The sequence below is a fragment of the Streptacidiphilus sp. MAP12-33 genome (assembly GCF_041261265.1).
Lineage (GTDB): Bacteria > Actinomycetota > Actinomycetes > Streptomycetales > Streptomycetaceae > Streptacidiphilus.
Genome location: NZ_JBGCCA010000009.1, coordinates 123,162 through 145,453, shown reverse-complemented (window position 1 = coordinate 145,453; position 22,292 = coordinate 123,162). Strand labels below are relative to the sequence as shown.

Genomic DNA, 22,292 nt, shown 5'->3' with positions numbered 1-22,292 from the left:
CTGGAGGTGACCTCTCGTCATGTCACATGCGGAAGACGCCGTACGGGCGCGGCTCGGGCAGGGGGGCGTTGGCACAGGCGCTCAGCGCCAGGCCGAGGACGGTCCGGGTGTCCATCGGGTCGATCACCCCGTCGTCCCACAGCCGGGCCGTCGCGTAGTAGGCGCTGCCCTGGCGCTCGTACTGCTCGCGCACCGGGCGGCGGAACTCCTCCTCCGCCTCGGCCGGCCAGTCCTCGCCGCGGGCCTCCATCTGGTCCCGGCGGACGGTCGACAGCACGGAGGCGGCCTGCTCGCCGCCCATGACGGAGATCTTGGCGTTCGGCCACATCCACAGGAACCGAGGGGAGTAGGCCCGCCCGCACATCGAGTAGTTGCCCGCGCCGTAGGAGCCGCCGACGACCACGGTCAGCTTCGGCACCCGGGTGGTGGCCACGGCGGTCACCATCTTGGCGCCGTGCTTGGCGATGCCGCCCGCCTCGTACTTCTGGCCGACCATGAAGCCGGAGATGTTCTGCAGGAAGAGCAGCGGAATGCCGCGCTGGTCGCAGAGCTCGATGAAGTGCGCGCCCTTCAGGGCCGACTCGGCGAAGAGGATGCCGTTGTTGGCGACGATGCCGACGGGGTGGCCGTGGATCCGGGCGAAGCCGGTGACCAGCGTCGTGCCGTACTCCGCCTTGAACTCGGCGAAGCGGCTGCCGTCGACGATCCGCGCGATGACCTCACGCACGTCGTAGGGGGTGCGCGAGTCGACGGGAACGGCGCCGTAGAGGCCGGCCGGGTCGACGGCGGGCTCCTCCGAGGGCTCCACGGTCCACGGGCGCGGGGCCCGCGGGCCGAGCTCGCCGACGATGCCGCGCAGGATGGAGAGCGCGTGGCCGTCGTTCTCGGCCAGGTGGTCGGTGACGCCGGAGGTCTTGGAGTGCAGCTCGCCGCCGCCCAGCTCCTCGGCGGTGACGACCTCGCCGGTCGCGGCCTTCACCAGCGGCGGACCGCCCAGGAAGATCGTCCCCTGGTTGCGGACGATGACGGCCTGGTCGCTCATGGCCGGGACGTAGGCGCCGCCGGCCGTGCAGGAGCCGAGGACGGCGGCCAGCTGCGGGATGCCGGCGGCGGAGAGCCGGGCCTGGTTGTAGAAGATCCGGCCGAAGTGGTCCCGGTCCGGGAAGACCTCGTCCTGCATGGGCAGGAAGGCGCCGCCGGAGTCCACGAGGTAGACACAGGGCAGACGGTTGTCGAGGGCGACCTCCTGGGCGCGGAGGTGCTTCTTGACCGTCATCGGGTAGTACGTGCCGCCCTTGACGGTGGCGTCGTTGGCGACGACCACCACCTCGCGGCCCGCGACCCGCCCGATGCCGGCGATCACGCCCGCCGCGGGCGCGTCCCCGCCGTACAGGCCGTCGGCCGCGAGGGGAGCGAGCTCCAGGAACGGGGAGCCGGCGTCGAGCAGCGTGTCCACGCGGTCGCGGGGCAGCAGCTTGCCGCGCGAGGTGTGGCGCTCGCGGGCGCGGGCCCCGCCGCCGGCGGCGGCCGCGGCCAGCTTGTCGCGCAGCTCGTCGGCCAGCGCCTGATGGGCCTCGGCGTTGCTCCGGTAGGAGGCCGAGGTCGGATCCGCGGAACTTTCCAGCCGCGGAGCGGCGGCCCGAGCCTGTGGGCTCGGCGGAAAGCCGGTGGGGAGTGGAGCGGGTGCCATCGCCAAGAGCTCCTTTGAGCCTGTGAACGATCGTTAACTTATATGCCTCAGGTTAACGCGGCCTAACAGCTCTGTCTACGATGGCCCAATGGTGAAGCCCTCGATTCCCTCTGATGCGCCGATCACGTCGGTGGTGGAGAACCCGCGCCGGGCCCAGATCCGGCGTGAGGCCGCCCGGCTCTTCGCCGAGCGTGGATTCCTGGGTGTCGGCGTCGACGAGATCGGCCGGGCCGTCGGGATCAGCGGCCCGGGTCTGTACCGGCACTTCGCCGGCAAGGACGCGATGCTGGCCGACCTGCTGATCGGCATCAGTGAGCGGCTGCTGGACCAGGGCCGCCGCCGGGTCGACGCGGCCACCGATCCGCGGGCCGCGCTGGAGTCACTGCTCCAGGGGCACATCGACTTCGCCCTCGACGAGAGCGCGCTGATCGTCCTGCACGACCGCGAGCTGCTCAACCTGCCGGACAAGGAGCGGCGTGAGGTGCGCAGTCTGCAGCGCCAGTACGTCGAGCTGTGGGTCGGCGTGGCGAGGGAGGTGTTCCCCGGGCTCGGCGAGGAGGCGCGCCCGGCGGTGCACGCCGTCTTCGGACTGCTGAACTCCACCCCGCACAGTGCCGCCGTCGGCCCCTCGGGCGCGGACCACCCGGCCGGCCGGGCGGCGATGGCCGCCCTCCTCCACCGCCTCGCCCTCGGCGCCCTGGGCTCCGCCGCCCAGGCCGTCCCGGAGCAGTAGCGCTGCTGAGCGGTGGCGCTGACCTGGGAGAGGCGGCCGTCAGTCGTAGAAGAACAGCTCAAGGTCCTCGATGGACCCTGGTCCCGCGAAAAAGCCCTCGGCCTTCGCGATCTCGTCCTGCGGCGGTAGCTTGCCCTCCAGGAGCTGCTCCATCCAGATCTCTCCCTGCTCGCCGACCGCGTAGATGCCGGACAGCAGCTCGGCCATGCCCGCCGGGCACGTAGGGCGGTGCCCGACGACTGGCCGGAGTTCCCACCCGCCTGCTCGGGCGGCCAGCCGGAGTACCCCGGCCCAACGGGCGATCCGCCCGATCCGCACGTGCCAGGGGTCCTCGGTGAACGGCGCCTGCCGACCGCCGCGCAGGGCGTTGGTGGCGGCCCCGATGTCCGCGATCACCTCCCGCTCCACGGGATCGCGAACCCAGCGCCCCTCCTGTGATTCCTCTATGGCCGCGGACCACCACGCCCATGCGCTGTCCAGCCGGGCTGCGAACGTCTCCATGGCGACAGGTTTCCATGAGCACCGGCGTCAGGCTGCAGGGATTCCCCCCGAGGGCCGACTGCTCAAGGACACACGCTCCACTCACGCCTTCCCGTCGCGGGCCTCGGCGTCGGTGCGGGCCTCGGCGTCGGCGTCGTACCGGGCGCGGGCGGCGTGGACCTCGGGCATGTGGGTGCGGGCCCAGGTGCTGGACGCGTCCACCAGCGACAGCATGCTGTGACCGAGCGGCGTGAGCTCGTAGTCGACCCGGACCGGGACGCCCGCCGTCACCTCCCGGTTGAGCAGGCCGTCGCGTTCGAGCGAACGGAGCGACTGCGTGAGCATCTTCTGGCTGACCCCCGCGACGAGCCGGGAGAGGTCGCTGTAACGCCGCGGACCGTCCGCGAGCGCGCGCAGCAGCAGCGCGGACCACTTGTCGCCGAGCCGGTCGAGGACCTGGCGGCCGGGGCACTCGGCGAGCCAGAGGGCGTAGTCCCGGCGCGCTTCCTCGCGCAGTTGGGCGGCGGTCTGCGTGGCCATGGCTCTCCCCGAGGTCACTAGCGCACTCCGAAGTGCGTACGTACAACTGGAAAGTATCCCCGTCGCCTCCGACGTTGGGACGAGCATGAAGCAGACAGACGCTCAGGCACCGCGCCCCGAAGAGGACTTGACCCAGCAGACGGGAGACTCCCCGGCCGGGCCGCCGGCCGCCGGAGGCGGGGCGGGCCTGCGCCTGGTGGCGCTCGCGGCGGGCTTCGTGATGGCGGCGGTCGACGCCACCGTCGTCAACGTCGCCGGACCACCGCTCCAGCACGGGCTGCGGCTGACGCTCTCCCAGCTCACCTGGGTGGTCGACGGCTACACCCTGGCGTTCGCGGCGCTGATGCTGCTCTCCGGATCGCTGGCCGATCGCTTCGGGGCCAAGCGGCTCTATCTGAGCGGCATGGCGGTCTTCCTGCTGGCCTCGCTGGCCTGTGCCGCCGCGCCCAGCGGCGGGGCCCTGGTCGCGGCCAGGCTCGTCCAGGGCCTGGGGGCGGCGCTGTCCGTGCCGACCTCGCTCACCCTGCTGACGGCCTCGTTCCCCGATCCCGGGCGACGGGCGCGGATGGTGGCGCTGTGGGCCTCGGTGGTCTCCGGGGCCATGGCACTCGGCCCGATCGTCGGCGGGGTGCTCATCAGTGCCTGGGGCTGGCGCAGCATCTTCCTGCTGAACCTGCCCGTCGGGGTCGCCGGCCTGGTGCTGGCAGCCCGGCTGCTGCCGCAGTTGCCAGGGCGCGTGGCGCGACCGGCCTGGGGCGGGCACACGGCCGGGGCGGCGACGCTGGCACTGCTCTGCTTCGTCCTGATCCAGGGCCCCGTCCTCGGGTGGGGATCCCCGCGCATCGTGACCGCCGCCGTGGGCTTCGTGCTCGCGGGCTTGGGCTTCGTGCGGCACCTGAGCCGGTCGAGTGTGCCCGTGCTGCCGGCCTCGCTCTTCCGTGACGCCACCTTCACCAGCGCCAACATGATCGGCTTCCTCCTGAACGCGGGTGCGTACGGCGGGCTCTACCTGCTGGGCCTGTTCGTCCAGGCCGCCCGCGGCGCCGACGCGCTGCACGCCGGACTGGACCTGATCCCCGCCACCGGCGTCTTCGTGATCGGCAACCTCTCCACGGCGCGGCTCCTGCCCAGGGTGGGCGCGCGCCGCCTGGTCATGGCAGGCATCGCGACAGCCGGCGTCGCCTCGCTGCTGTCGAGCCTCGTCACGCCGGGCATGCCCTATGCGCTGCTGGCCGGGCTGGTGGCGCTGGGCAACCTCGGCATCGGGCTGGCCGTGCCCGCGGTCATGGCCGCCCTGGTCAACGCGGCCGGCGCGGAGCGGGCCAATCCGGCCGCGGCGACGATGAACGCCACCCGCCAGGTCGGGACGCTGGTCGGCGTCGCGCTGACGGCGATCGTGCTCGCAGCCTCGGGGAGCCACTGGTACACGGCGGCGTCCTGGTACTTCGCGATCGTCGGGGTCGCGTTCCTCGCGGGGCTGGGCCTTGCCGCCCGGTTCCTGCGACCGGGCTGAGGCCCGTGTCGGTCCGGAGACCTACGACCATCGCGGGCCCCACCCAGGACCGTCGCCCGGTGTGCCCGGGGAACACCGGGCGGCACTGTGGTGCTGACCCCAGTGGCAGCAGAGGGCGGGAGGACGCACGATGGCGAAGCACGAGCTGTTGGAGCTGGTCGCGAGGTCGCGCACCGGAGCGGTGGTCACGCTCAAGCGGGACGGCAGGCCGCAGTTGTCCAATGTCAGCATCACCTTCGAGCCCGGCGACGGTCCGGACGGCGGCGGTGGGCTGATCCGGTTCTCCACCACGGCGGACCGCGCCAAGGTGGCGAACCTGCGTCGGGACGCCCGGGTGAGTCTCTACGTGACCCGCCCCGACTTCGGCGGCTATGCCGTCGTGGAGGGCACGGCCCGGCTGACTCCGGTCGCCGCCGCGCCGGGCGACGCCACCGCCGACGAGCTGGTCGAGGTCTACCGGCGGATCGCGGGCGAGCATCCCGACTGGGACGAGTACCGGGCGGCCATGGTCGCCGACCGCCGGCTCGTCGTGCGCATCCCGGTCGAGCGGGTCTACGGCTGGGGCGGATGGTGACCGGGGTCGGTAAGGGCAGTGGTAAGGCCCAAATCCGGCATGGACAGCTGACCATCGAGAAGATTAGTATCGCTAAATATGTCTCAGGCTCATAAGTCTCCGGGGGAAGTCGCAGCCCCCTCCGCCGGTCCGGACGCTCCGCGTCAGGCCGGGTGGGTGCGTCGGCTGAGCGGCTATGCCTGGCGCTACCGCACCAACGTGCTGCTGTCCTTCGGCGCCTCGCTCATCGGCATGGCGATCAGTGCCCTGGTGCCGCTGATCCCGCGGCACATCATCGACGACGTGATCACCACCCACCGCAGCTCGCTCGCCCCGTGGGCGATCGCGCTGGTCGGGGCCGCGGTGCTGGTCTTCCTGCTGACGCTGGTCCGCCGCTACTGGGGCGGGCGCCTGTCCATGGACGTCCAGCACGACATGCGGCAGGACCTCTTCGACTCGCTGACCAGGCTGGACGGGATCAAGCAGGACGGGCTCGACACCGGCCAGGTCGTCGGCCGCGCCACGTCCGACCTTCAGATGATCGTCGGCATGCTCAACATGCTGCCGATGATGACCGGCAACATCCTGATGTTCCTGCTGTCCATCGTCGTGATGCTCTTCCTGTCGCCCCTGCTCACCCTGATCGCGCTGGCGATGGCCCCCGCGCTGTGGTGGTTCGCCTCACTGAGCCGCAAGCGGCTCTTCCCGGCGACCTGGTCGGCCCAGCAGGAGTCCGGCCGGGTGGCCGGCGTCGTCGACGGCGCGGTCTCCGGTGTCCGCGTGGTCAAGGGCTTCGGCCAGGAGGAGCAGGAACTGGCCCGGCTGGAGTCCGCCAGCCGACGCCTCTACTCCAAGCGGCTGCGCGGCATCCGGCTCAGCGCCCGGTACAGCCCGGCCATGCAGGCCATCCCGGCGCTCGCCCAGGTGGCGGTGCTGGCCCTCGGCGGCTGGCTCGCCGTGAAGGGTCAGGTCACCCTCGGCACCTTCGTGGCGTTCTCCACCTATGTCGCCCAGATGACCGGCCCGGTCCGCATGCTGACCATGCTGCTGACCGTCGGGCAACAGGCCCGTGCCAGCGTCGAGCGCGTGTTCCAGCTGATCGACGAGCGTCCGGTGATCAAGGAGCGCGCCTCCGCGATCGACCTGGAGCTCGACGAGCTCGACGAGTTCGAGGCGCTTGACCATCCGTACCGGCCCGCCGTCTCCTTCGAGGACGTCGACTTCTCCTACCCCACCTCCGTCGAGCCGGTCCTGCGTGGACTGAACCTCACCCTCGGTGCCGGTGAGACGGTCGCGCTCGTCGGGGCCTCCGGCTCCGGCAAGTCGACGGTCGGCATGCTGGTGCCGCGCTTCTACGACGCCACCAGCGGGACCGTCCGCGTCCACGGGCACGATGTCCGGGACCTCACGCTCCGCTCGCTGCGTGCCGCCATCGGCATCGTCCCGGAGGACAGCTTCCTGTTCTCCGAGTCGGTCCGCACCAACATCGCCTACGGGCGGCCCGAGGCGACCGAGGACGAGGTCGTGGCCGCGGCCCGCGCCGCGCAGGCCGACGGGTTCATCCGCGAGCTGCCCGACGGCTACGACACCGTCGTCGGCGAGCAGGGGCTGACCCTCTCCGGTGGTCAGCGGCAGCGCGTCGCGTTGGCCCGCGCGATCCTGGCCGACCCGCACATCCTGCTGCTCGACGACGCCACCTCGGCGGTCGACGCCCAGGTGGAGGCGGAGATCCACGAGGCCCTGCGCGCGGTCATGGCCGGCCGCACCACCCTGCTGGTCGCACACCGTCGCTCCACGCTGCAGCTCGCCGACCGGATCGGGGTCCTGGACGGCGGCCGTCTCGTCGACATCGGCACCCACGAGGAGCTGGACGCGCGCTGTCCGCTCTACCGCTCGCTGCTCACGGACCCGGACGCGATGGCGGGCGACATCCGCCAGGCCGATCCGGCGGCCCAGATCCTCACCGACTCGCTGCTCGCCGCCGAACTGGAGGACGTAGCACACGCCACCCGCCCGGACGGCGTGCACGGTCTGGACGGCGTGCACGACGGCGCCGAGGTCGCCGAGGTCGCGGTCGGCGAGGCGGTCCTGGCGTCGTTGCCGCAGGAGCGGGTGACCGCCTTGGCCCCCGGCGGCTCGGGGAGCACGGGCGGTGTGACGCCGGAGCTGTGGGACCGCGAGCGCCACCCCGAGCCCGACCCGGACGCACCGCCGACCGCCAACCGCTCCGCCGCTGCCGCCGCGGGCGGGCATCCCGGAGGGCCCGGCGGCATGCACTCCGCGATGGGCTCCATGGCCGCCACGCCCGAGCTGCTGGCCAAGGTGGCCGCGCTGCCTCCGGCGAACGAGACCCCGGCGATCCCGCTGGACGAGGCCCGTCGGCCCGACCCCGAGTTCAACGTCCGTCGCATGCTGGCCCCGTTCAAGTGGCCGCTGATGCTCGCCCTGCTGCTGGTCGGCCTCGACGCGGTGGCCTCGCTGGTCCTGCCGATCCTGATCCGGCACGGCATCGACGACGGCGTCAGCAAGGCCGCGGGCGGCGCGGTCGCGGTCGTCTCGCTGATCGCGCTGGCGGTCGTCGTCGCCGACTGGGGCGTGCAGACCGCCGAGACACAGGTCAGCGGCCGCACCGGCGAGCGTGTGCTGTACGGGCTGCGGGTGAAGATCTTCGCGCACCTGCAGCGGCTCGGGCTGGACTACTACGAGCGCGAGCTCGGCGGCCGGATCATGACCCGCATGACGACGGACGTCGACGCCCTGACGTCCTTCCTGCAGACCGGTGTCGTCACGGCCGTGGTCAGCCTGCTGACCTTCTTCGGCATCTTCGTGGTGCTGCTGGTCCTCGATGCGGGCCTGGCCCTCTACGTCTTCGCCGTGCTGCCGGTGCTGATCGTCGCGACGCTGATCTTCCGGTCGAAGTCGTCGAAGATCTACCAGCTCGGCCGGGAGAAGGTCAGCACGGTCAACGCGGACCTCCAGGAGAACGTCGCGGGTATGCGGATCGTGCAGGCCTTCCTGCGCGAGGACCACAACCGCAGCCGGTTCGCCCAGCGCAGCGACGACTACCGCCGCACCCGCGTCCGCGCGCAGCTGTACATATCGATCTACTTCCCGTTCGTGCAGCTGCTGTCCAGCGTCGCGGCGGCGCTGGTGCTGATCGTCGGCGCGGACCGGGTCAACGCGGGCACGCTGACGACCGGTGCGCTGGTGGCCTACCTGCTCTACATCGACCTGTTCTTCTCGCCGGTGCAGCAGTTGTCCCAGGTCTTCGACGGCTACCAGCAGGCGGCCGTCGGCCTCTCCCGGATCCGGGAGCTGCTCCGCACCCCGACCTCCACGCCGCAGGCCGCGCACCCGGAGACGGTCGGCCGTCTGGGTGGGGAGATCCACTTCGACGATGTCCACTTCGCCTACAACGCCCTGCCGTCGACGGCCGCCCTGACCCTCGAACCGACGACAGCACCCTCGACGACAGCACTGACGTCGACAGCACCGACGTCGACAGCACCGGCGACGGCAGTCGCTGCCGCCGGCATCGCTCGGGCGCGCAAGCCCGAGGTGATCACCGGCGTCGACCTGCGCATACCCGCGGGCCAGACGGTCGCCCTGGTGGGTGAGACCGGCGCCGGCAAGTCGACGCTCGTCAAGCTGCTGGCCCGGTTCTACGACGTCACCGGCGGTGCCGTCCGGGTCGACGGCCGGGATGTGCGTGAGCTGGACCTGGCCGGTTTCCGGCACCGGCTGGGCGTGGTCCCCCAGGAGGCGTACCTGTTCGCGGGCACCGTCCGTGACGCGATCGCGTACGGCCGTCCCGAGGCGAGTGACGCCGAGGTCGAGGCGGCGGCACGGTCCGTCGGCGCGCACGAGATGATCGCGCGTCTGGACGGCGGCTACCTCCACCGCGTCAGCGAGCGCGGGAGGAACCTGTCCGCCGGGCAGCGCCAGCTCATCGCCCTGGCCCGGGCGGAGCTGGTCGACCCGGACCTGCTTTTGCTCGACGAGGCGACGGCCGCGCTCGACCTGGCCACCGAGGCCGCTGTGAACCGGGCCGCCGACCGGTTGGCCCGGCACGGCGGCAAGCGCCGGACCACACTGGTGATCGCGCACCGGCTCACCACGGCGGCACGCGCCGACCGGGTGGTGGTCATGGACCACGGCCGCGTCGTCGAGGACGGTACCCACGCCGAGCTGCTGGCCGCGGACGGTGCGTATGCCCGCCTGTGGCGGGCGTTCGTGGGGGAGGAGGAGACGGCGTCCGTCGGCTGACACCGACGCCGACCCCGCTCCCGCTTCGGCACCACCATCGGCGCCGGTCCGTCGCTGCCCCCAGGCAGCATCCGGGCCGGCGCCGCGGCGTTGCCCGCCTCGGCTCTCGCGGGTCAGCCGGCTGCGCGAGCTGCGCGAGCTGCGCGAGCTGCCGACGCGGGCCGAGGCGGTCTGACGCGGTCTGACCTGTTGGGGAATGTCCGGTTGTCGGCGGTTCAGTGACCCGACGACAACCGGACACCTGTGCGTCTCGTGGCTCAAGCGCATCTGTCGTATCACCTTCCGCTTTGATAGACAGTCCTTGCGCACCACTCGACGGCACCGCGGCACCGGGGTAGGGCGCGACCGCACCACCGTCCTGTCCCCAGCTTCTGTCGAGGCAGCCGTGCTCGCTCTGGTCGCCCTGTTCTGTGCCGGCTACCTGGCCCCCTACCTGCTGCCGACCCTGGTCGGCCGCCTCGGGACGGACTTCGGTCTGACGCCGACCCAGGCCGGTGGCGTGGGCAGCGCGCTGCTGCTGGCCTCGGCCCTGGCCGGGATCGGGCTGACCGGCCGGATCTCCCGGCTCGGCCCGGACCGGACCGCACGCTGCGCTCTCGCCGTCGTGGGAATGGGCTTCGGGCTGGCCGCGGTCACGCACTCCTTGCCGCTGCTGCTGACCGGCTGCGTCCTCGGCGGGGCGGGCTCGGGGGCGTCGACGGCCGTCGCCGCCTCGGTGCTGGCCAAGCGACCCGATCCGCACCGGGTCTTCGTCGTCGGACTGCTGGTCACCTCGGCGCTCGCGGCGGCCATCTTCCTGGCGCTGCCGCACCTCGGCACCGGACACGGTCTCGCCTTCGCCTCGATCGCGGTGACCGGCGCCCTGGCCCTGCCCACGGCGTCCCGTCTGCCCGGGCGCGGGCGTGGGCGCACGCCGCGGGCCGGCGGCGACGACACCCGGACCGAGCGCCCACCGCTGCCCCGGCGCGGGGCCGGGATCACGCTGGCCGTCTGTCTGATGTTCTGGTCGTTGACGCAGAACGCCCTGTGGGGTGTGAGCGGCCGGATCGGTCTGGACCGCGCGGGGCTGACCGAGGCCGTCCTCGGCGTGGTGCTGGCCGCGGCGCTCGGCGCAGGGCTGGTCGGAACCGTCGGAGCGGGCCTGGTCGGTTCGCGTTTCGGCACGGCACTGCCCATCGGGGCCGGCACGCTGGCGATCGCCGCCTGCGTCGCGCTGACGGGCGGAGCCCACCAGGAGGCGCCGTTCGCCTTCGGCGAGATCGCCTGGAACGCGGTCTACCCGTTTGTGCTCAGCTATCTGCTCGGCCTCGCCGCGACGCTCGACCGCGAGGGCCGCTGGGGCGTTCTGGCGGGTGCCTCCTCCTCCATCGGCGTCGCCTGCGGTCCGCTGGCCGGGACCTTGCTGGTCAGCGCGGCCGGATATCCGGCGATGGGTCTCACACTGGCCGCGATCCTGCTCGCCGTGACGGGCCCACTGGTGCGGGTCGCGCGCAACAGCGCGAAGGAGAGCCGCACGGCGGCCGCCGAGTCCGCGGGCGACACCTCGACGGCGACGGTCCTCCCGTCCGCTGCCAGGACCGCGGACTCGCCCGACGCGGCCGCCGGCGCCCCCGACGCGGCGGGCGCTGCCGCCTGAGGACGGCCCGGCGACGGCCCGGCGACGGCCCGGCGGATCGGGGCGCACTGCCCGAAGCGGTCACCCCCGCGTCTCCGGTCGACGGCCGGGCGGGTCGTGTCCGGCGGCACGGGCCAGCAGGGTCGGGCCCGGGCGGAGCCTGTCCGTGGGCATGGCCGAGCGCCCACAGGGGAGCCGTGCCCAGGGAAGGCGTGCCGGGCCTCACTCGGGCAGTTGCAGGACCTCGACGCGGCGGCGGCCCGGGCCCGGCGCGGGGGCGGCGAAGGCGGCTTCGGACGAGCGCGGGGGGATGACCTTCTCGGCCGCGTCGACGCGGGCGGTCACCGCGCGCCACCACAGGGCGAAGGGGATGCCGTCGTTCTCCTCCTCGACGCGGAGCCGGGCCGACTCCTCCCAGACGATCCGCTGGACGGTCCATTCCGCGCGCAGACGCAGCAGCTCGCGGTCGAGGTCGGGAGCCCCGAAGTGCTCGGGGGAGACGAAGTCCGCAGGCGCGGCGGGTGGCGTTCCGTCCCAGCGGAAGACGGTGAGCTCGACCAGGCCGGGGGTGCGTTCCGGGTCCAGTTCGCGCAGCGACCAGCCCCAGACCGGTTCGGTGCCCCGCCCGGCGAGGGCGGACCTGATCTCGACCCACCGGCGGGCGGTGGACTGGGAGTCGAGGCGGCGCTGGATCTCGCAGTGGATCGGCCAGTAGGTGGTGGTGGCCGCGCGCACCGCGTCGGCGTAGTCGGCGGCCGCGGACCGGACGGCGCTCTCGGCGTCGCGTGCGGCGCGGCGCCGCGCGCCGGGCAGGATCCGGGAGGCGGCCCGCTGGGCCCGGCGTTCGGCCAGGGCGAGCCCTCGACCGGCGTCCGAGACGGCGGCCAGGTAAGCGGAGGCGGCCCCGCGCCAGGCGTCCCACTCCACGCGGTCGACGGGGATCAGGCCGGCCACCTCGTCGGCGTCCCGCGCCGGGGCCCCGGCCTTGTCGGCAGGCGGGTCGCCCGCGCGCTGATCCTCCTCGCGCGTGTCGTGCCCGCGTGCCTGCCGGTCCCCGCCGACGACCGCTTCGGCGACCGCGCCCGCCTCCGTCAGTGCGAGCATGCGTGGTTCGTCGACCGGGGCCCCGTTCCGGGCCGGGGTCTCCAGCAGTGTCACCAGCACCCAGAGATCACCGATCATCCCGCCACCCGTCCGGTCGCCGTCCTCCGCAGTGAACTACCCACGGACCTCGATCGATAGGCCACGGGTCCGCCGTGGCCGGTGGCCTGGGCGGACCCATGGGGTGGGGAGGTGCGGCGGACGTCCGGCCGCGGCGGTCAGTGCCCGGAGGAGGAGGGCCACTCCGCGCGCCGCAGGGCGGGGCCGGCCGTGGCGCGGAGGGCGGCCAGGGCGAGGGCGACGGCCAGGACCAGCAGGGTGCCGGTGCCGCCGAGGGCGGCGAGCAGCAGGCCGGTGACGCCGGTGCCGAGCGGGATGCCGAGGCCGATCACCGTCATCGTCGCGGAGATGGCCCGGCCCCGCTGGGCGTCCGGGATCTGGCGGAAGATCAGGACGTCGAGCAGCACGCTCAGGGCGGGGATGCCGAGCATGCCGACGAGGAGCAGCGCGCTGGTCGCCCACGGGCCGCGGGCCACGGCGAGGGAGGCGATCACCACCGCGTCCAGGGCGACGATGCCGATCAGCAGTGTGCCGGGACGGAAGCGGCGGTGCAGGAAGCCGACCAGGGCGGCGCCGACGAGACCGCCGACGGCCGAACCGGCGAGCGCGAGCCCGATGGCCCAGGCGGGGACGGACTGCTCGTGCAGCCGGTAGATGACGCAGAGGGTGATCGGGGCGCCGCACGCGTTCAGCGCGGTGACCAGCAGCAGGGCCAGGCGCAGGGTGGGCGTCCGCCACAGGGTGCGGATGCCGTCGAAGACGGTGCGCATCGAGGCGCCGGGGTCGGTGGCCGTGGGCTGCTGCGGGCGCACGATCAGGGCACAGACCAGGGAGATCGCGAAGCCGACGGCACTGAACAGGAACGGCACCGCGCGGCCGAGCCCGTAGAGGAAGCCGCCCAGCGGCGGTCCGGCCAGTTCGGCGAGGCCGACGCGGAGTTCGTCCTGGGTGAGCGCCGCGGTCAGCTGCTCGGGCGGGACCACCGCGCGGACCAGCAGCATGCGCGCGGCGCCGCCCAGCGGCTGTGCCGCGCCCAGGGCGATGGCGACCAGCAGCAGGTGAGCGAGAATCAGCGAGCCGAGAAGACCCGCGAGGACGACGGAGCCGGCGGCGGCGACCCGGAGCGACTCGGCGGCGATCAGGACCTTGCGGCGGTCGTAGCGGTCGAGCAGGACGCCGGCGGGCAGACCGCACAGCACCGTCGCGGCGGCCTGGAACACCCCGAACAGGCCCGCCCAGGCGGGGGAGCCGGTGAGCGCGAGGATGACCAGCGGGTAGGCGACGTCCGCCGCGGTGACGCCGGTCAGGGCGGAGGCGGAGCCGAGCCAGAGCAGCTGGAAGCGCCAGTTGCGGCGCAGCGGCGGCAATGCCGGCAGGGGCGTCGCCGCGGCGCCCTCGTGTGCGCCGGTGATCGTCTGTGCGGTCATGGCAGGCTCCCCGTTCGTCCAGGTCCACGGAATGGCGTGAACATTCGCGTTGTCGTTCACGTTCACGATAGCGTGAATGATTGCGCATTGGTGAGCGCCTGGCAAGATGGGGGCATGGACGAGGTTCAGGACGTGCGCATCGTGGAGGACGTCGAGACGCTCAAGGCGCTCTCGGACCCCCTCCGGCTCGGCATCCTCCAGGCGATGGGCGGCCCGGCCGACGGCCGCACCTGGACGGCCAAGGAGCTCGCGCGCGAGCTCGGGGAGCCGCAGACCAAGCTCTACCGGCACCTCAAGCACCTGGAGGAGGCCGGACTGATCCTGGTCGCCGAGACCCGTCTGGTCTCCGGGATCGTGGAGCAGCGCTACGCGCCGGCCCAGCGCAGCATCCAGTTGAGCCGGGGTTTCCTTGCCGCCACCGCGGCGGGCGAGGAGGAGGTGCGCGACGTGGCGTTCGGCCTCGTCCGGTCGGCCCTGGCGTCCTTCGAGACGGAGCTGGCCGCGGCCCTGCGGGCCGGCCGGATCCGTCTGGACGACGAGGACGAGGTCCGTCGGCCCGTGGTGATGGTCGCCGACTTCCGGCTCCCCGCGGACCGCGCGCGCCACTACCAGGAGCGCCTGCGGCAGCTCGTCGAGGAAATCGGCGACGAACCCGCCGATCCGGAGGGAGTTCCCCTGCATGCGCTGCTCGCCATGTACCGCCCGGACGAGTGACGGTGGGAGGATCAGCCTCTGACGATCCGTGGGCTCGTGCAGTGTGGCTGATCGGGGAGATGGACGGACTTGCCGATGAGATGCTTGGCCTCTTGTGGCGTGGGCGGCGGCTCGGTGGAGGGGAAGGCCAAGTGACGGGGCGTCGGCGGGCGGTGCTCGCGCAGCAGTACACCGAGGTGGCCGAGGACGCGGAGCAGCGCCTGGACGAGTTGCTCGACCTGGCCGCCGAGCCCTCGCCTGCCGTCGACTTCGACGCGCTGCGGCGGGACTACAGCCCGCGTCCGCTTCCGTCGGCGGCCGTCTCGGAGCCGCCGCGCTGGGCCGACTACGAGCCGGAGCCTGGCCAGCTGTCGGCCGGCCGCTCCGGGCAGCCCCTGCTCGACCCCGCCTACCAGCAGCGACTCGCCTCCGCCCGGCTGGCCCACCAGCGCGCCCTGCGCGAGTACCGCGAGCAGGAACGGACGCTCCGCGACCGGGCCGAGGAGGTCCGCCTCGCCTACGAGCGCGAGGAACGCGACCGTGCCGACGCGGTGCGTGCCTACAACGAGCGCCTGGTCGAGTACCGCCGCGCCTACGAGGACGGCGAACCCGCCGCGGTCGAGTCCGTCCTCGAACGCGCGCTGGCCGCGTCGGGCCGGCTCCCCGGCCTCGAAGTGCCCGCGCGCGTCGGCTACCGTCCGCTGACCCGCACCGCGGTGATCGACCTGGTGCTGCCCGGCGTCGGTGTCGTCCCGCCCGCGCTCGCCTTCCGCGTCTCGCCGGACGAGTCCGACGGCGGCGTCGAACCGATCCCGCGCCCGCGCGAGGAGTGCGTGCGGCGCTACCTGCTGCTCGTCGCCCGCGTGGCGCTGCGCGCGCTGGACGCCGTCCTCGCCGCGGACACCGAGTCGCACCTCGACGGTGTCGTCCTGAACGGCCGCGTCGTCACCGCGGAGGCGGGCGAGACGACCCTGCTCAGCATCGACGCGCGCCGCGGCGACCTCTACGCCCGCACGCTGCTGCCCGCGGAGCACGCGGACGCCTCGGCCCGGCTCCGCGAGCTGCCCTGCCGGATCACCGACGACCCCTACGGCCCCGCGCCGGTCACCCCCTTCGGCGTCAGCAGCCCGACGGCGCCGCTGCCCGAGGAGCTCTCGCCCGGCGAGTTCTCCGGTCTCGCGGTGGAGCTCTTCGCCGCGATGGGCCTGCCGGACTGGGACGCCCGCCTCGTCGGCCGCGACGGCCTGCTGGCCATCGCCCACGGCGACGGTGCGACCTTTGCCGAGCAGCCGCACGTGGTCTGCCTGGCCCGCAGGCCCGCCGTGGTCGGCGCGGAGGCGGTGCGCAACGTCGCGGAGGTGATGGAGGAGGAGGCGGCACACGCCGGTGTCTGGGCCACGACCGGCAGTTTCCATCCGCAGGCGGTCCTGGCCGCGGCGGACTGCGCGGGGCTCCGCCTCATCGACGGCGGAGAGCTGCGCGCGCTGATCCGCGAGCACCTCGGCGCCGAACTCGGCGGCTGACGGGTCGTTGCACCTTTCCCGGGCGGCGTGGCCGGCGGCAGGGGCGCGGGGCTCCGCCGATGTGCGGCTCCTCTCCCAGTCTTCGGCCGGGAGGTGTCCTCTCCGGCGTGCGGTCGGATCCCGAGCGAGCAGGGCCGTTCGCCTCGGGTGGGTTTCCCGCGCAGTTCCTCGCGCCCCTGGGCTGGAGCGGTGTCACCCTTGGGGCATGGGCTTCCCTTTCTTGGATCGGTGGCGGGCGCGCAGGGATGACGCGGAGGCGTTGGCCGCGCTGTATCCCGGGGGAGTGGACGACCCGGGGACCCTCGCCGAGTTGCTCGGCGAGTGCGCGTTGTTGCGCGGCCGCGCCGCGGACGCGGGACTGGAGCTGGACGACAGCCCGCAGTCGCTCTCCGCACTGGACCAGCTGCCGCCGCTGTGGCGGGAGGAAGCACGGGTCGACGCGCAGGAGGCCGCGGAGCTGGGGCACGACGCCGGGCTCTACCTCGGCACCGTCATCGTCGCCGCCGTCTCCGGCGCCACCTGGGAGCTGCTGCGGGACGGGCGTCCGTTCGTCCGGCTGGGGAGCGGACGCGAGCTCGACGTGACGGCGGCCGGACGCGACTGGGCCGCGCAGGGGGCGCCCTCGCTGTGGCAGGTGTACTCGGAGGCCGACGAGGGCTGACCAGGACCGGGACCGGCGACGCGAGTCGCCCGTGCGGAGTAGTCGGCGCGCGGGCCGGCGGGCCGTCCCTGAGGATGGTGCCCAGGGCGCCGAGGGTGGGCCCGCAGGAGGGCGGCGGCGACTGGGCAGGGCGCCGCCGCCCTCGCTCGTCTCCTACAGAAGGCGAGAGGGCTGATGCCGGTACTGGTGGCCGCAGGAGCCTTCGTGATGACGCTCCTCGGCGGGTTCGTCGCCGGCCGGTTCGGGGACCGCAGGCATCTGCTGCTCGGTCTCGCCGCCGGACTGATGCTCGGCGTCGTGTCGTTCGACCTGCTCCCGGAGGCGCTGGAGGCGGCGGGGACGCACCTGTGGGGAGTGCCGCAGGCTCTGCTGATGTTCGTGCTCGGCTTTCTCGTACTGCACATCGCCGAGCGGTCCGTCGCGATCCACCGCGCGCACGAAGGCGAGTACGCGGCCCACGAGCACGTCGGCCTGCCGCACGCGCACGCCGGGCGCGCGCACGGTGTGGCGGGAGGGCCCGGACCTGACGGCGCGTCGCAGAAGCTGGGCATCGCCGCGGCGGCCGGACTGTGTGTGCACAGCGTCATGGACGGCTTCGCGATCGGCGCGGCCTTCCAGGTCGGCAACTCCTTCGGCGCGGTCGTGGCCGTCGCCGTGCTGGCCCACGACTTCGCCGACGGCTACAACACCTACACGATCACCCGCCTCTACGGGAACGACCGGCGCCGCGCGCTGATCCTGCTGGCGCTGGACGCGATCGCCCCGGTCGCGGGCGCGGCCGTCACGCTCGCGTTCACCATCCCCGAGCACGTGGTCGGGCTCTACCTCGGCTTCTTCGGCGGCTTCCTGATGTACCTGGCGACCTCGGACATCCTCCCCGAGGCGCACAGCCCCCACCCCTCCCGCAGCACGCTGCTGTGCACCGTGGCCGGGGCCGGTTTCATGTGGCTGGTGATCGGGCTGGCCACCAACTGAGCCGCGGCTCCTCGCCGCTCGGCCCCGCCGCTCAGCCTCGCCGCTCGGCCCCGCCGCTCAGCCCCGCTGCGCGACCACCGACGGCTCGGGCGCGGCGGTGCGCTCGGGCCAGTGGCGGCGCAGCGCCTCCAGGGCGGCGATGATCGCCGGGCGCCGGGAGGCGTGCTCCCGCCAGAGCACGGAGACCCGCCGGGTCGGTTCCGGCGCTATCGGCCGGGCCACCACGTCCGGGGGCAGCGGGGCGCGGCCGAGCCGCGGCACCAGCCCGAGGCAGAGGCCCGCGCCGATCAGGGCGATCTGCGTGTCGAACTCGCTCGCCTGGAAGCGGATGTCCGGCTCCTCGCCGGCCTCCCGCAGGGTGCGGATCAGCCAGTCGTGGCAGATGGTCCCGGCGGGGGTGTTCGCCCAGCGCTGGCCCAGCAGGTCGGTCACGCTCAGCACCTCGCGCGCGGCCAGGGGGTGGCCGGCGGGCAGGACCGCGTCGACGACGTCCACGCCCAGATGCCGCCGGGCGACCCCCTCCGGTGTGGCGAGCGGGGTGTTGGGCCAGTCCTGGACCACGGCGAGGTCGATCTCGCCCCGGGCGACGAGATCGGCCATCTGGTACGGGTCGCTCTCCAGCACCCGCAGTTCCAGGTCCGGGTAGCGGTCGGTCAGGTCCGCGAGGACGGCGGGCAGCAGGCCGCGGGCGGCGGTGGCGAAGGCCGCGAGGGAGAGCCGTCCGGTCACCTGCCCGCGCCGGGCCTCGAGGCCGACCTCGGCCTGCTCCACCATGGCGAGGACGGTCTGCGCCGTGCGGGCCAGTTCCTGGGCGGCGTCGGTCAGCACGACACCGCGACCGCGCTTCTCCAGCAGGGCGGTCCTGGTCTCCCGCTCCAGCTTGCTGATCTGCTGGGATACGGCGGACGGCGTGTAGCCCAGGGCGGCCGCCGCGCGACCGACCGAGCCGTGCACGGCCACGGCGTGCAGTGCGCGGAGACGTCCCAGATCCATCATGCACGCAGCGTACGACTCCGGGCCGGTCCCGGGGCGACCCCGTCGGGCGGGCTCAGCCCCGGGACACGGCCGCGCGGTAGACGGCGGCGGCCGCCGGACCGAAGTAGGAGGAGTAGGAGACGTCGGTCGAGTCGCCGCCCTGCTCGTAGCCGCCGATGACGCCGGCGACGGCTCCGCGGCCGCGGGCGCCGGGGGAGGTGCCGAGCAGCAGCGGTGCGCCGCTGGTGCCGCCGGACAGGCCCGGGCAGTCGAACTCGAACTGGTGGGCGCTGAAGCGCCGCAGGTGTGCCGAGCAGAAGACGGGCAGGTCCGAGCGGCTCGGGTAGCCGACGGCCACGGCCGCGGAGCCGGGTGCGGGGTTGAAGGCGAGGGATTCGGCGCCCGCGACGTCCTGGATCCGGCGGCCGGAGGCGTTCGGGCGGAGGATCAGGAAGGCCACGTCGGAGTCCTCGCTGCCCTGCACGGTCCAGTCGCTGTCGGCGACGACGGTGGCGACCGACCAGGTGCCGTAGGGGCGCGCACCGTCGTGGTAGCCGGGGACGAAGGTGAGCCCGCCGCGCGCCCGGCCGGTGCCCGGGGCCATGACGCAGTGTGCTGCCGTGACGACGATGTCGCGGGTGGGGCTGTCGACGACCGCGCCGCTGCAGAAGTGGTGGTCGGGCATGTCGGCGGAGGCGCCGAAGACCGCGCCGACGGGGGAGTCGCCGCCGAACGCCGTCGAGTCGGGCACTCCCGCGGCCGCGACCTGGCTCTGGGGCGCGGTGAGCAGCAGCGCGAGCAGCGCGCCTGCGGCCGCCAACGAACGAAGCGTCATAAAACCTATGTTTTGCGACGAATGCGGTAAAAGCCAGCGTGAGGGAGCATGTGGGTGACGGCCCGTCGAATTCCGCCACCTGTCGACGATTCAGCATCTGTGAACGGATCACTGAAGGACTATTTGCTGGTGCTGAACGGATGGCCCGCGTGATGCTCGATGCATGACCGGTCGCCATGTCGGACTCGCCGTCCTCGTCGCCGCCATCTGGGGCGTCAACTTCGTCGCCATCGACGACGGCCTGAGCCACTACCCGCCGCTGCTCTTCACCGCGCTGCGGTTCCTGGTCGCGGCGGTGCCCGCGGTCTTCCTGGTGGGCCGCCCGGGTGTGCCCTGGCGCTACGTCCTGGCCGGCGGGCTGGTGCTGGGCGCGCTGCAGTTCGGGCTGCTCTTCGAGGGGATGAAGGCGGGCATGCCGCCCGGCCTGAGCTCGCTGGTGCAGCAGGGCCAGGCGGTGTTCACGGCGGGCTTCGCGGCGGCGTTGCTGCGGGAGAGGATCGGCGCGCGCAGGCTCGCGGGGCTGGCCGTCGCCGTCGCCGGGATGGCGGTCGCCGCGCTCGACCAGGCCTCGCGTGGCGGCTCCGCGCCATTGGGGGCGTTCGCCCTGGTGGTTGGCGCGGCGGCGGCGTTCGGGCTCTCCAACATCATCACCCGCCGGGCGGCGCCCCCGGACGCGCTGCGCTGGATGGTCTGGGTCAGCGTGGTGCCGCCGTTGCCGCTGGCGGTGCTGTCGCTGCTCACCGAGGGGCAAAAGGCCGACCTGCGGGCGCTCACCACGTTCAGCCTCGGTGCGGTGGGATCGCTGCTGTACGTCGCCTGGGGGGCGACGCTGGTCGGCTTCGGGCTCTGGGGGCACCTGCTGCGACGTCACGACGCGTCGGTGGTGGCGCCGTTCTCGCTGCTGGTGCCGGTGTTCGGGATGTCCGCCGCCTGGTTGCTCCGTGGCGAGGCGCTGACCTGGTTCTCCGGAGCGGCCGCGGCGCTGGTGATCGCGGGGATCGCGCTCGCCTCGCTCGGCGGCCGGCCCGCCGGCGCCGCTACGGCTGAGACGTCCCCGGCGAGCGCTGCGTCCGCTGCGCCTCCTGCGTCCGCTGCGCCTCCTGAGCCTCCTGTGCCGGCATCCGCGGATGCGGGTGCGACTGCGGGTGGCCGTGCGGTCCGTGATGGGGATGCGGGTGTGCCTGCTCGTGGGCCTCTTCCGCCACACGGAGCAGGTGCAGCAGCGTCACCCGTTCGGCCGAGCTGACCGGGCCGAAGTACTCGGCGGCCACCTCACGTCGGACCGCCGCGATCTGGGCGACGGCGGCCTCGCCCTGCTCGGTGAGCTGGAGCAGGGTGGCCCGGCGGTCGTCAGGGTCGGGGGATCGGGTGACCAGCCCGGCCGTCTCCAGGGCGTCCACGACGGTCGTGGCCGAGCGCGGGGCGATCCGCAGCCGCTCGGCGAGCTGGTTGAGCCGGATGCCGCGGCCCCCGCTCCAGGAGAGCGTGTCCAGGGCGCGGCCCTGGGAGGGGGTCAGCCCGTGCGGCGCCAGGCGGTGGAAGGTGGCCTTCCGCATGCGCTTGCTCGCGCGCATGATCGCGTCGGCGAGCTCCACCTCGGTGGGGACCGGCTCGGGCGCGGTGGCGGAAGGGGCGGCGGTCACGGGAGGGCTCCTGCGTCGGGGGAGGCCAGGATATCGACAGGGCCGGTCGAAATCGGCGGTGGAAATTAATAGAGAGCTAGACTCATTATGCCTTAGGCTCGCCTAAGCAGCCAGGGATGTGCCGTGGCTGCCATCTGTCGACGTCTCCGGAGGATCCCCCATGTCCCGCTCCCATGCCCGTGTCGCCACCGACCGTCCCGGCCGTTATGCCAAGCAGCTCGCCTCTCACTTCAGCCGCAAGCTGGAGACCCACTGGGACGAGGAGACGGGGCAGGGCTCGCTGAGCTTCAGCGCCGGCACCGCCACGATGACCGCCACCCCGGACGCGCTGCTGCTCGTCGTCGAGGGTGACGAGGCCGACCTCGACCGCCTGGAGGACGTCGTCGGCCGTCACCTGGTCCGCTTCGGCACCAAGGACGAGCTGGTGGCCGAGTGGTTCCGCGCCGACGGCACCCCCGGTACCGTCCAGCGCAAGCTGGAGGACGAAGCCGAGGCGGAGGGCGCCTGATCGGCTGGTCAGGTCACGTCAGCGGCAGCTTGAAGCCGGTGTGCGAGCCGGTGAAGCCGAGTCGCTCGTAGAAGCGGTGCGCGTCGGTACGGGTGTGGTCGCTGGTCAGCTGGACCAGCGTGGCGCCGAGCCGGCGGGACTCGGCGATCGCGTGCTCCATCAGGGCCGTGCCGAGACCACTGCCGCGCTGGTCGGCGCGGACCCGGACGCCCTCGACGATGGCGCGGGTCATCCCGCCGCGCGAGAGGCCCGGGATCACCGAGAGCTGCAGGGTGCCGACCACCTCGCCCGCCCGCTCGGCCACGATCGGGTGCTGGTTCGGGTCGGCCTCGACCCGGACGAAGGCCTCCTGGTAGGGGGCGAGATCGTCCGGCGTCTCCCGGCCGCTGCCGAGCGAGTCGGCGGCCAGCAGGGCGACGATGGCGGGCAGATCCGCGGCGGTGGCCCGCCGGAAGGTGACGTCGGTCATGATCGTCACCCTACGCGGCGGACGACGGCCCG

The 22,292-nt window shown here is 73.4% G+C and carries 19 protein-coding genes and 1 pseudogene; 11 read left to right on the top strand and 9 right to left on the bottom strand.

Annotated features, from left to right (window positions below):
• Positions 1 to 22 precede the first annotated feature (22 nt).
• Positions 23 to 1,690 (bottom strand): carboxyl transferase domain-containing protein, encoded by a 1,668-nt coding sequence (locus ABH931_RS11760; RefSeq protein WP_370112312.1) that lies wholly within the window; start codon positions 1,688 to 1,690, stop codon positions 23 to 25.
• 88 nt (positions 1,691 to 1,778) lie between these two features.
• On the opposite strand from ABH931_RS11760, the gene ABH931_RS11755 reads away from it, so the two are divergent.
• On the top strand, positions 1,779 to 2,423 hold the full coding sequence (locus ABH931_RS11755; protein WP_370112311.1) for a TetR/AcrR family transcriptional regulator: 645 nt from the start codon (positions 1,779 to 1,781) through the stop codon (positions 2,421 to 2,423).
• Between the two features lie 39 nt (positions 2,424 to 2,462).
• Here ABH931_RS11755 and ABH931_RS11750 read toward each other — a convergent pair whose 3' ends face one another.
• A complete protein-coding gene (locus ABH931_RS11750) occupies positions 2,463 to 2,924 on the bottom strand; it encodes a hypothetical protein (protein ID WP_370112310.1) in 462 nt (153 codons plus the stop codon).
• Between the two features lie 81 nt (positions 2,925 to 3,005).
• Positions 3,006 to 3,443, bottom strand: coding sequence for a winged helix-turn-helix transcriptional regulator (locus ABH931_RS11745; protein WP_370112309.1), 438 nt, complete (start codon positions 3,441 to 3,443; stop codon positions 3,006 to 3,008).
• 127 nt (positions 3,444 to 3,570) lie between these two features.
• On the opposite strand from ABH931_RS11745, the gene ABH931_RS11740 reads away from it, so the two are divergent.
• The 4 genes from ABH931_RS11740 (at position 3,571) to ABH931_RS11725 (ending at position 11,411) form a co-directional block, all read left to right on the top strand.
• Positions 3,571 to 4,956 (top strand): MFS transporter, encoded by a 1,386-nt coding sequence (locus tag ABH931_RS11740; RefSeq protein WP_370112308.1) that lies wholly within the window; start codon positions 3,571 to 3,573, stop codon positions 4,954 to 4,956.
• Positions 4,957 to 5,086: 130 nt separating this feature from the next.
• Positions 5,087 to 5,530, top strand: a complete 444-nt coding sequence (locus ABH931_RS11735; protein WP_370112307.1) for a PPOX class F420-dependent oxidoreductase — start codon at positions 5,087 to 5,089, stop codon at positions 5,528 to 5,530.
• Positions 5,531 to 5,608: 78 nt separating this feature from the next.
• Positions 5,609 to 9,775, top strand: coding sequence for an ABC transporter ATP-binding protein (locus ABH931_RS11730; protein ID WP_370112306.1), 4,167 nt, complete (start codon positions 5,609 to 5,611; stop codon positions 9,773 to 9,775).
• A 301-nt stretch (positions 9,776 to 10,076) separates the two neighbouring features.
• On the top strand, positions 10,077 to 11,411 hold the full coding sequence (locus ABH931_RS11725; protein WP_370112305.1) for an MFS transporter: 1,335 nt from the start codon (positions 10,077 to 10,079) through the stop codon (positions 11,409 to 11,411).
• A gap of 201 nt (positions 11,412 to 11,612) precedes the next feature.
• On the opposite strand, the gene ABH931_RS11720 is transcribed toward ABH931_RS11725, so the two are convergent.
• Both ABH931_RS11720 and ABH931_RS11715 read right to left on the bottom strand, forming a co-directional pair.
• Positions 11,613 to 12,572 (bottom strand): hypothetical protein, encoded by a 960-nt coding sequence (locus ABH931_RS11720; protein ID WP_370112304.1) that lies wholly within the window; start codon positions 12,570 to 12,572, stop codon positions 11,613 to 11,615.
• Between the two features lie 137 nt (positions 12,573 to 12,709).
• Positions 12,710 to 13,978 (bottom strand): MFS transporter, encoded by a 1,269-nt coding sequence (locus ABH931_RS11715; protein ID WP_370112303.1) that lies wholly within the window; start codon positions 13,976 to 13,978, stop codon positions 12,710 to 12,712.
• Between the two features lie 114 nt (positions 13,979 to 14,092).
• On the opposite strand from ABH931_RS11715, the gene ABH931_RS11710 reads away from it, so the two are divergent.
• The 4 genes from ABH931_RS11710 (at position 14,093) to ABH931_RS11695 (ending at position 17,830) form a co-directional block, all read left to right on the top strand.
• Entirely contained in the window at positions 14,093 to 14,692 is a 600-nt protein-coding gene (locus ABH931_RS11710) for a winged helix-turn-helix domain-containing protein (protein WP_370112302.1), read from the top strand.
• 131 nt (positions 14,693 to 14,823) lie between these two features.
• Complete coding sequence (locus ABH931_RS11705; protein WP_370112301.1) at positions 14,824 to 16,194, top strand: restriction endonuclease; 1,371 nt, start codon at positions 14,824 to 14,826, stop codon at positions 16,192 to 16,194.
• Between the two features lie 205 nt (positions 16,195 to 16,399).
• Entirely contained in the window at positions 16,400 to 16,855 is a 456-nt protein-coding gene (locus ABH931_RS11700; protein WP_370112300.1) for a DUF6278 family protein, read from the top strand.
• Positions 16,856 to 17,029: 174 nt separating this feature from the next.
• Positions 17,030 to 17,830 (top strand): ZIP family metal transporter, encoded by an 801-nt coding sequence (locus ABH931_RS11695; RefSeq protein ID WP_370112299.1) that lies wholly within the window; start codon positions 17,030 to 17,032, stop codon positions 17,828 to 17,830.
• 57 nt (positions 17,831 to 17,887) lie between these two features.
• Here ABH931_RS11695 and ABH931_RS11690 read toward each other — a convergent pair whose 3' ends face one another.
• Both ABH931_RS11690 and ABH931_RS11685 read right to left on the bottom strand, forming a co-directional pair.
• A complete protein-coding gene (locus ABH931_RS11690) occupies positions 17,888 to 18,826 on the bottom strand; it encodes a LysR substrate-binding domain-containing protein (RefSeq protein WP_370112298.1) in 939 nt (312 codons plus the stop codon).
• A gap of 52 nt (positions 18,827 to 18,878) precedes the next feature.
• Entirely contained in the window at positions 18,879 to 19,640 is a 762-nt protein-coding gene (locus ABH931_RS11685) for a serine protease (RefSeq protein WP_370112297.1), read from the bottom strand.
• A gap of 163 nt (positions 19,641 to 19,803) precedes the next feature.
• Between ABH931_RS11685 and ABH931_RS11680 the strand changes: the two genes are divergently transcribed.
• Positions 19,804 to 20,886 carry an EamA family transporter gene (locus ABH931_RS11680; protein ID WP_370112296.1) on the top strand — a complete coding sequence of 361 codons (1,083 nt, stop codon included), beginning with the start codon at positions 19,804 to 19,806 and terminating at the stop codon, positions 20,884 to 20,886.
• Positions 20,887 to 20,962: 76 nt separating this feature from the next.
• On the opposite strand, the pseudogene ABH931_RS11675 reads toward ABH931_RS11680, so the two are convergent.
• Positions 20,963 to 21,196, bottom strand: a pseudogene (locus ABH931_RS11675) (MarR family winged helix-turn-helix transcriptional regulator); the annotation flags it as partial.
• 247 nt (positions 21,197 to 21,443) lie between these two features.
• Here ABH931_RS11675 and ABH931_RS11670 point away from each other — a divergent pair.
• Positions 21,444 to 21,791, top strand: a complete 348-nt coding sequence (locus ABH931_RS11670) for a DUF2218 domain-containing protein (protein ID WP_370112295.1) — start codon at positions 21,444 to 21,446, stop codon at positions 21,789 to 21,791.
• A 13-nt stretch (positions 21,792 to 21,804) separates the two neighbouring features.
• On the opposite strand, the gene ABH931_RS11665 is transcribed toward ABH931_RS11670, so the two are convergent.
• Positions 21,805 to 22,260 carry an N-acetyltransferase family protein gene (locus ABH931_RS11665; RefSeq protein WP_370112294.1) on the bottom strand — a complete coding sequence of 152 codons (456 nt, stop codon included), beginning with the start codon at positions 22,258 to 22,260 and terminating at the stop codon, positions 21,805 to 21,807.
• Positions 22,261 to 22,292: the final 32 nt, after the last annotated feature.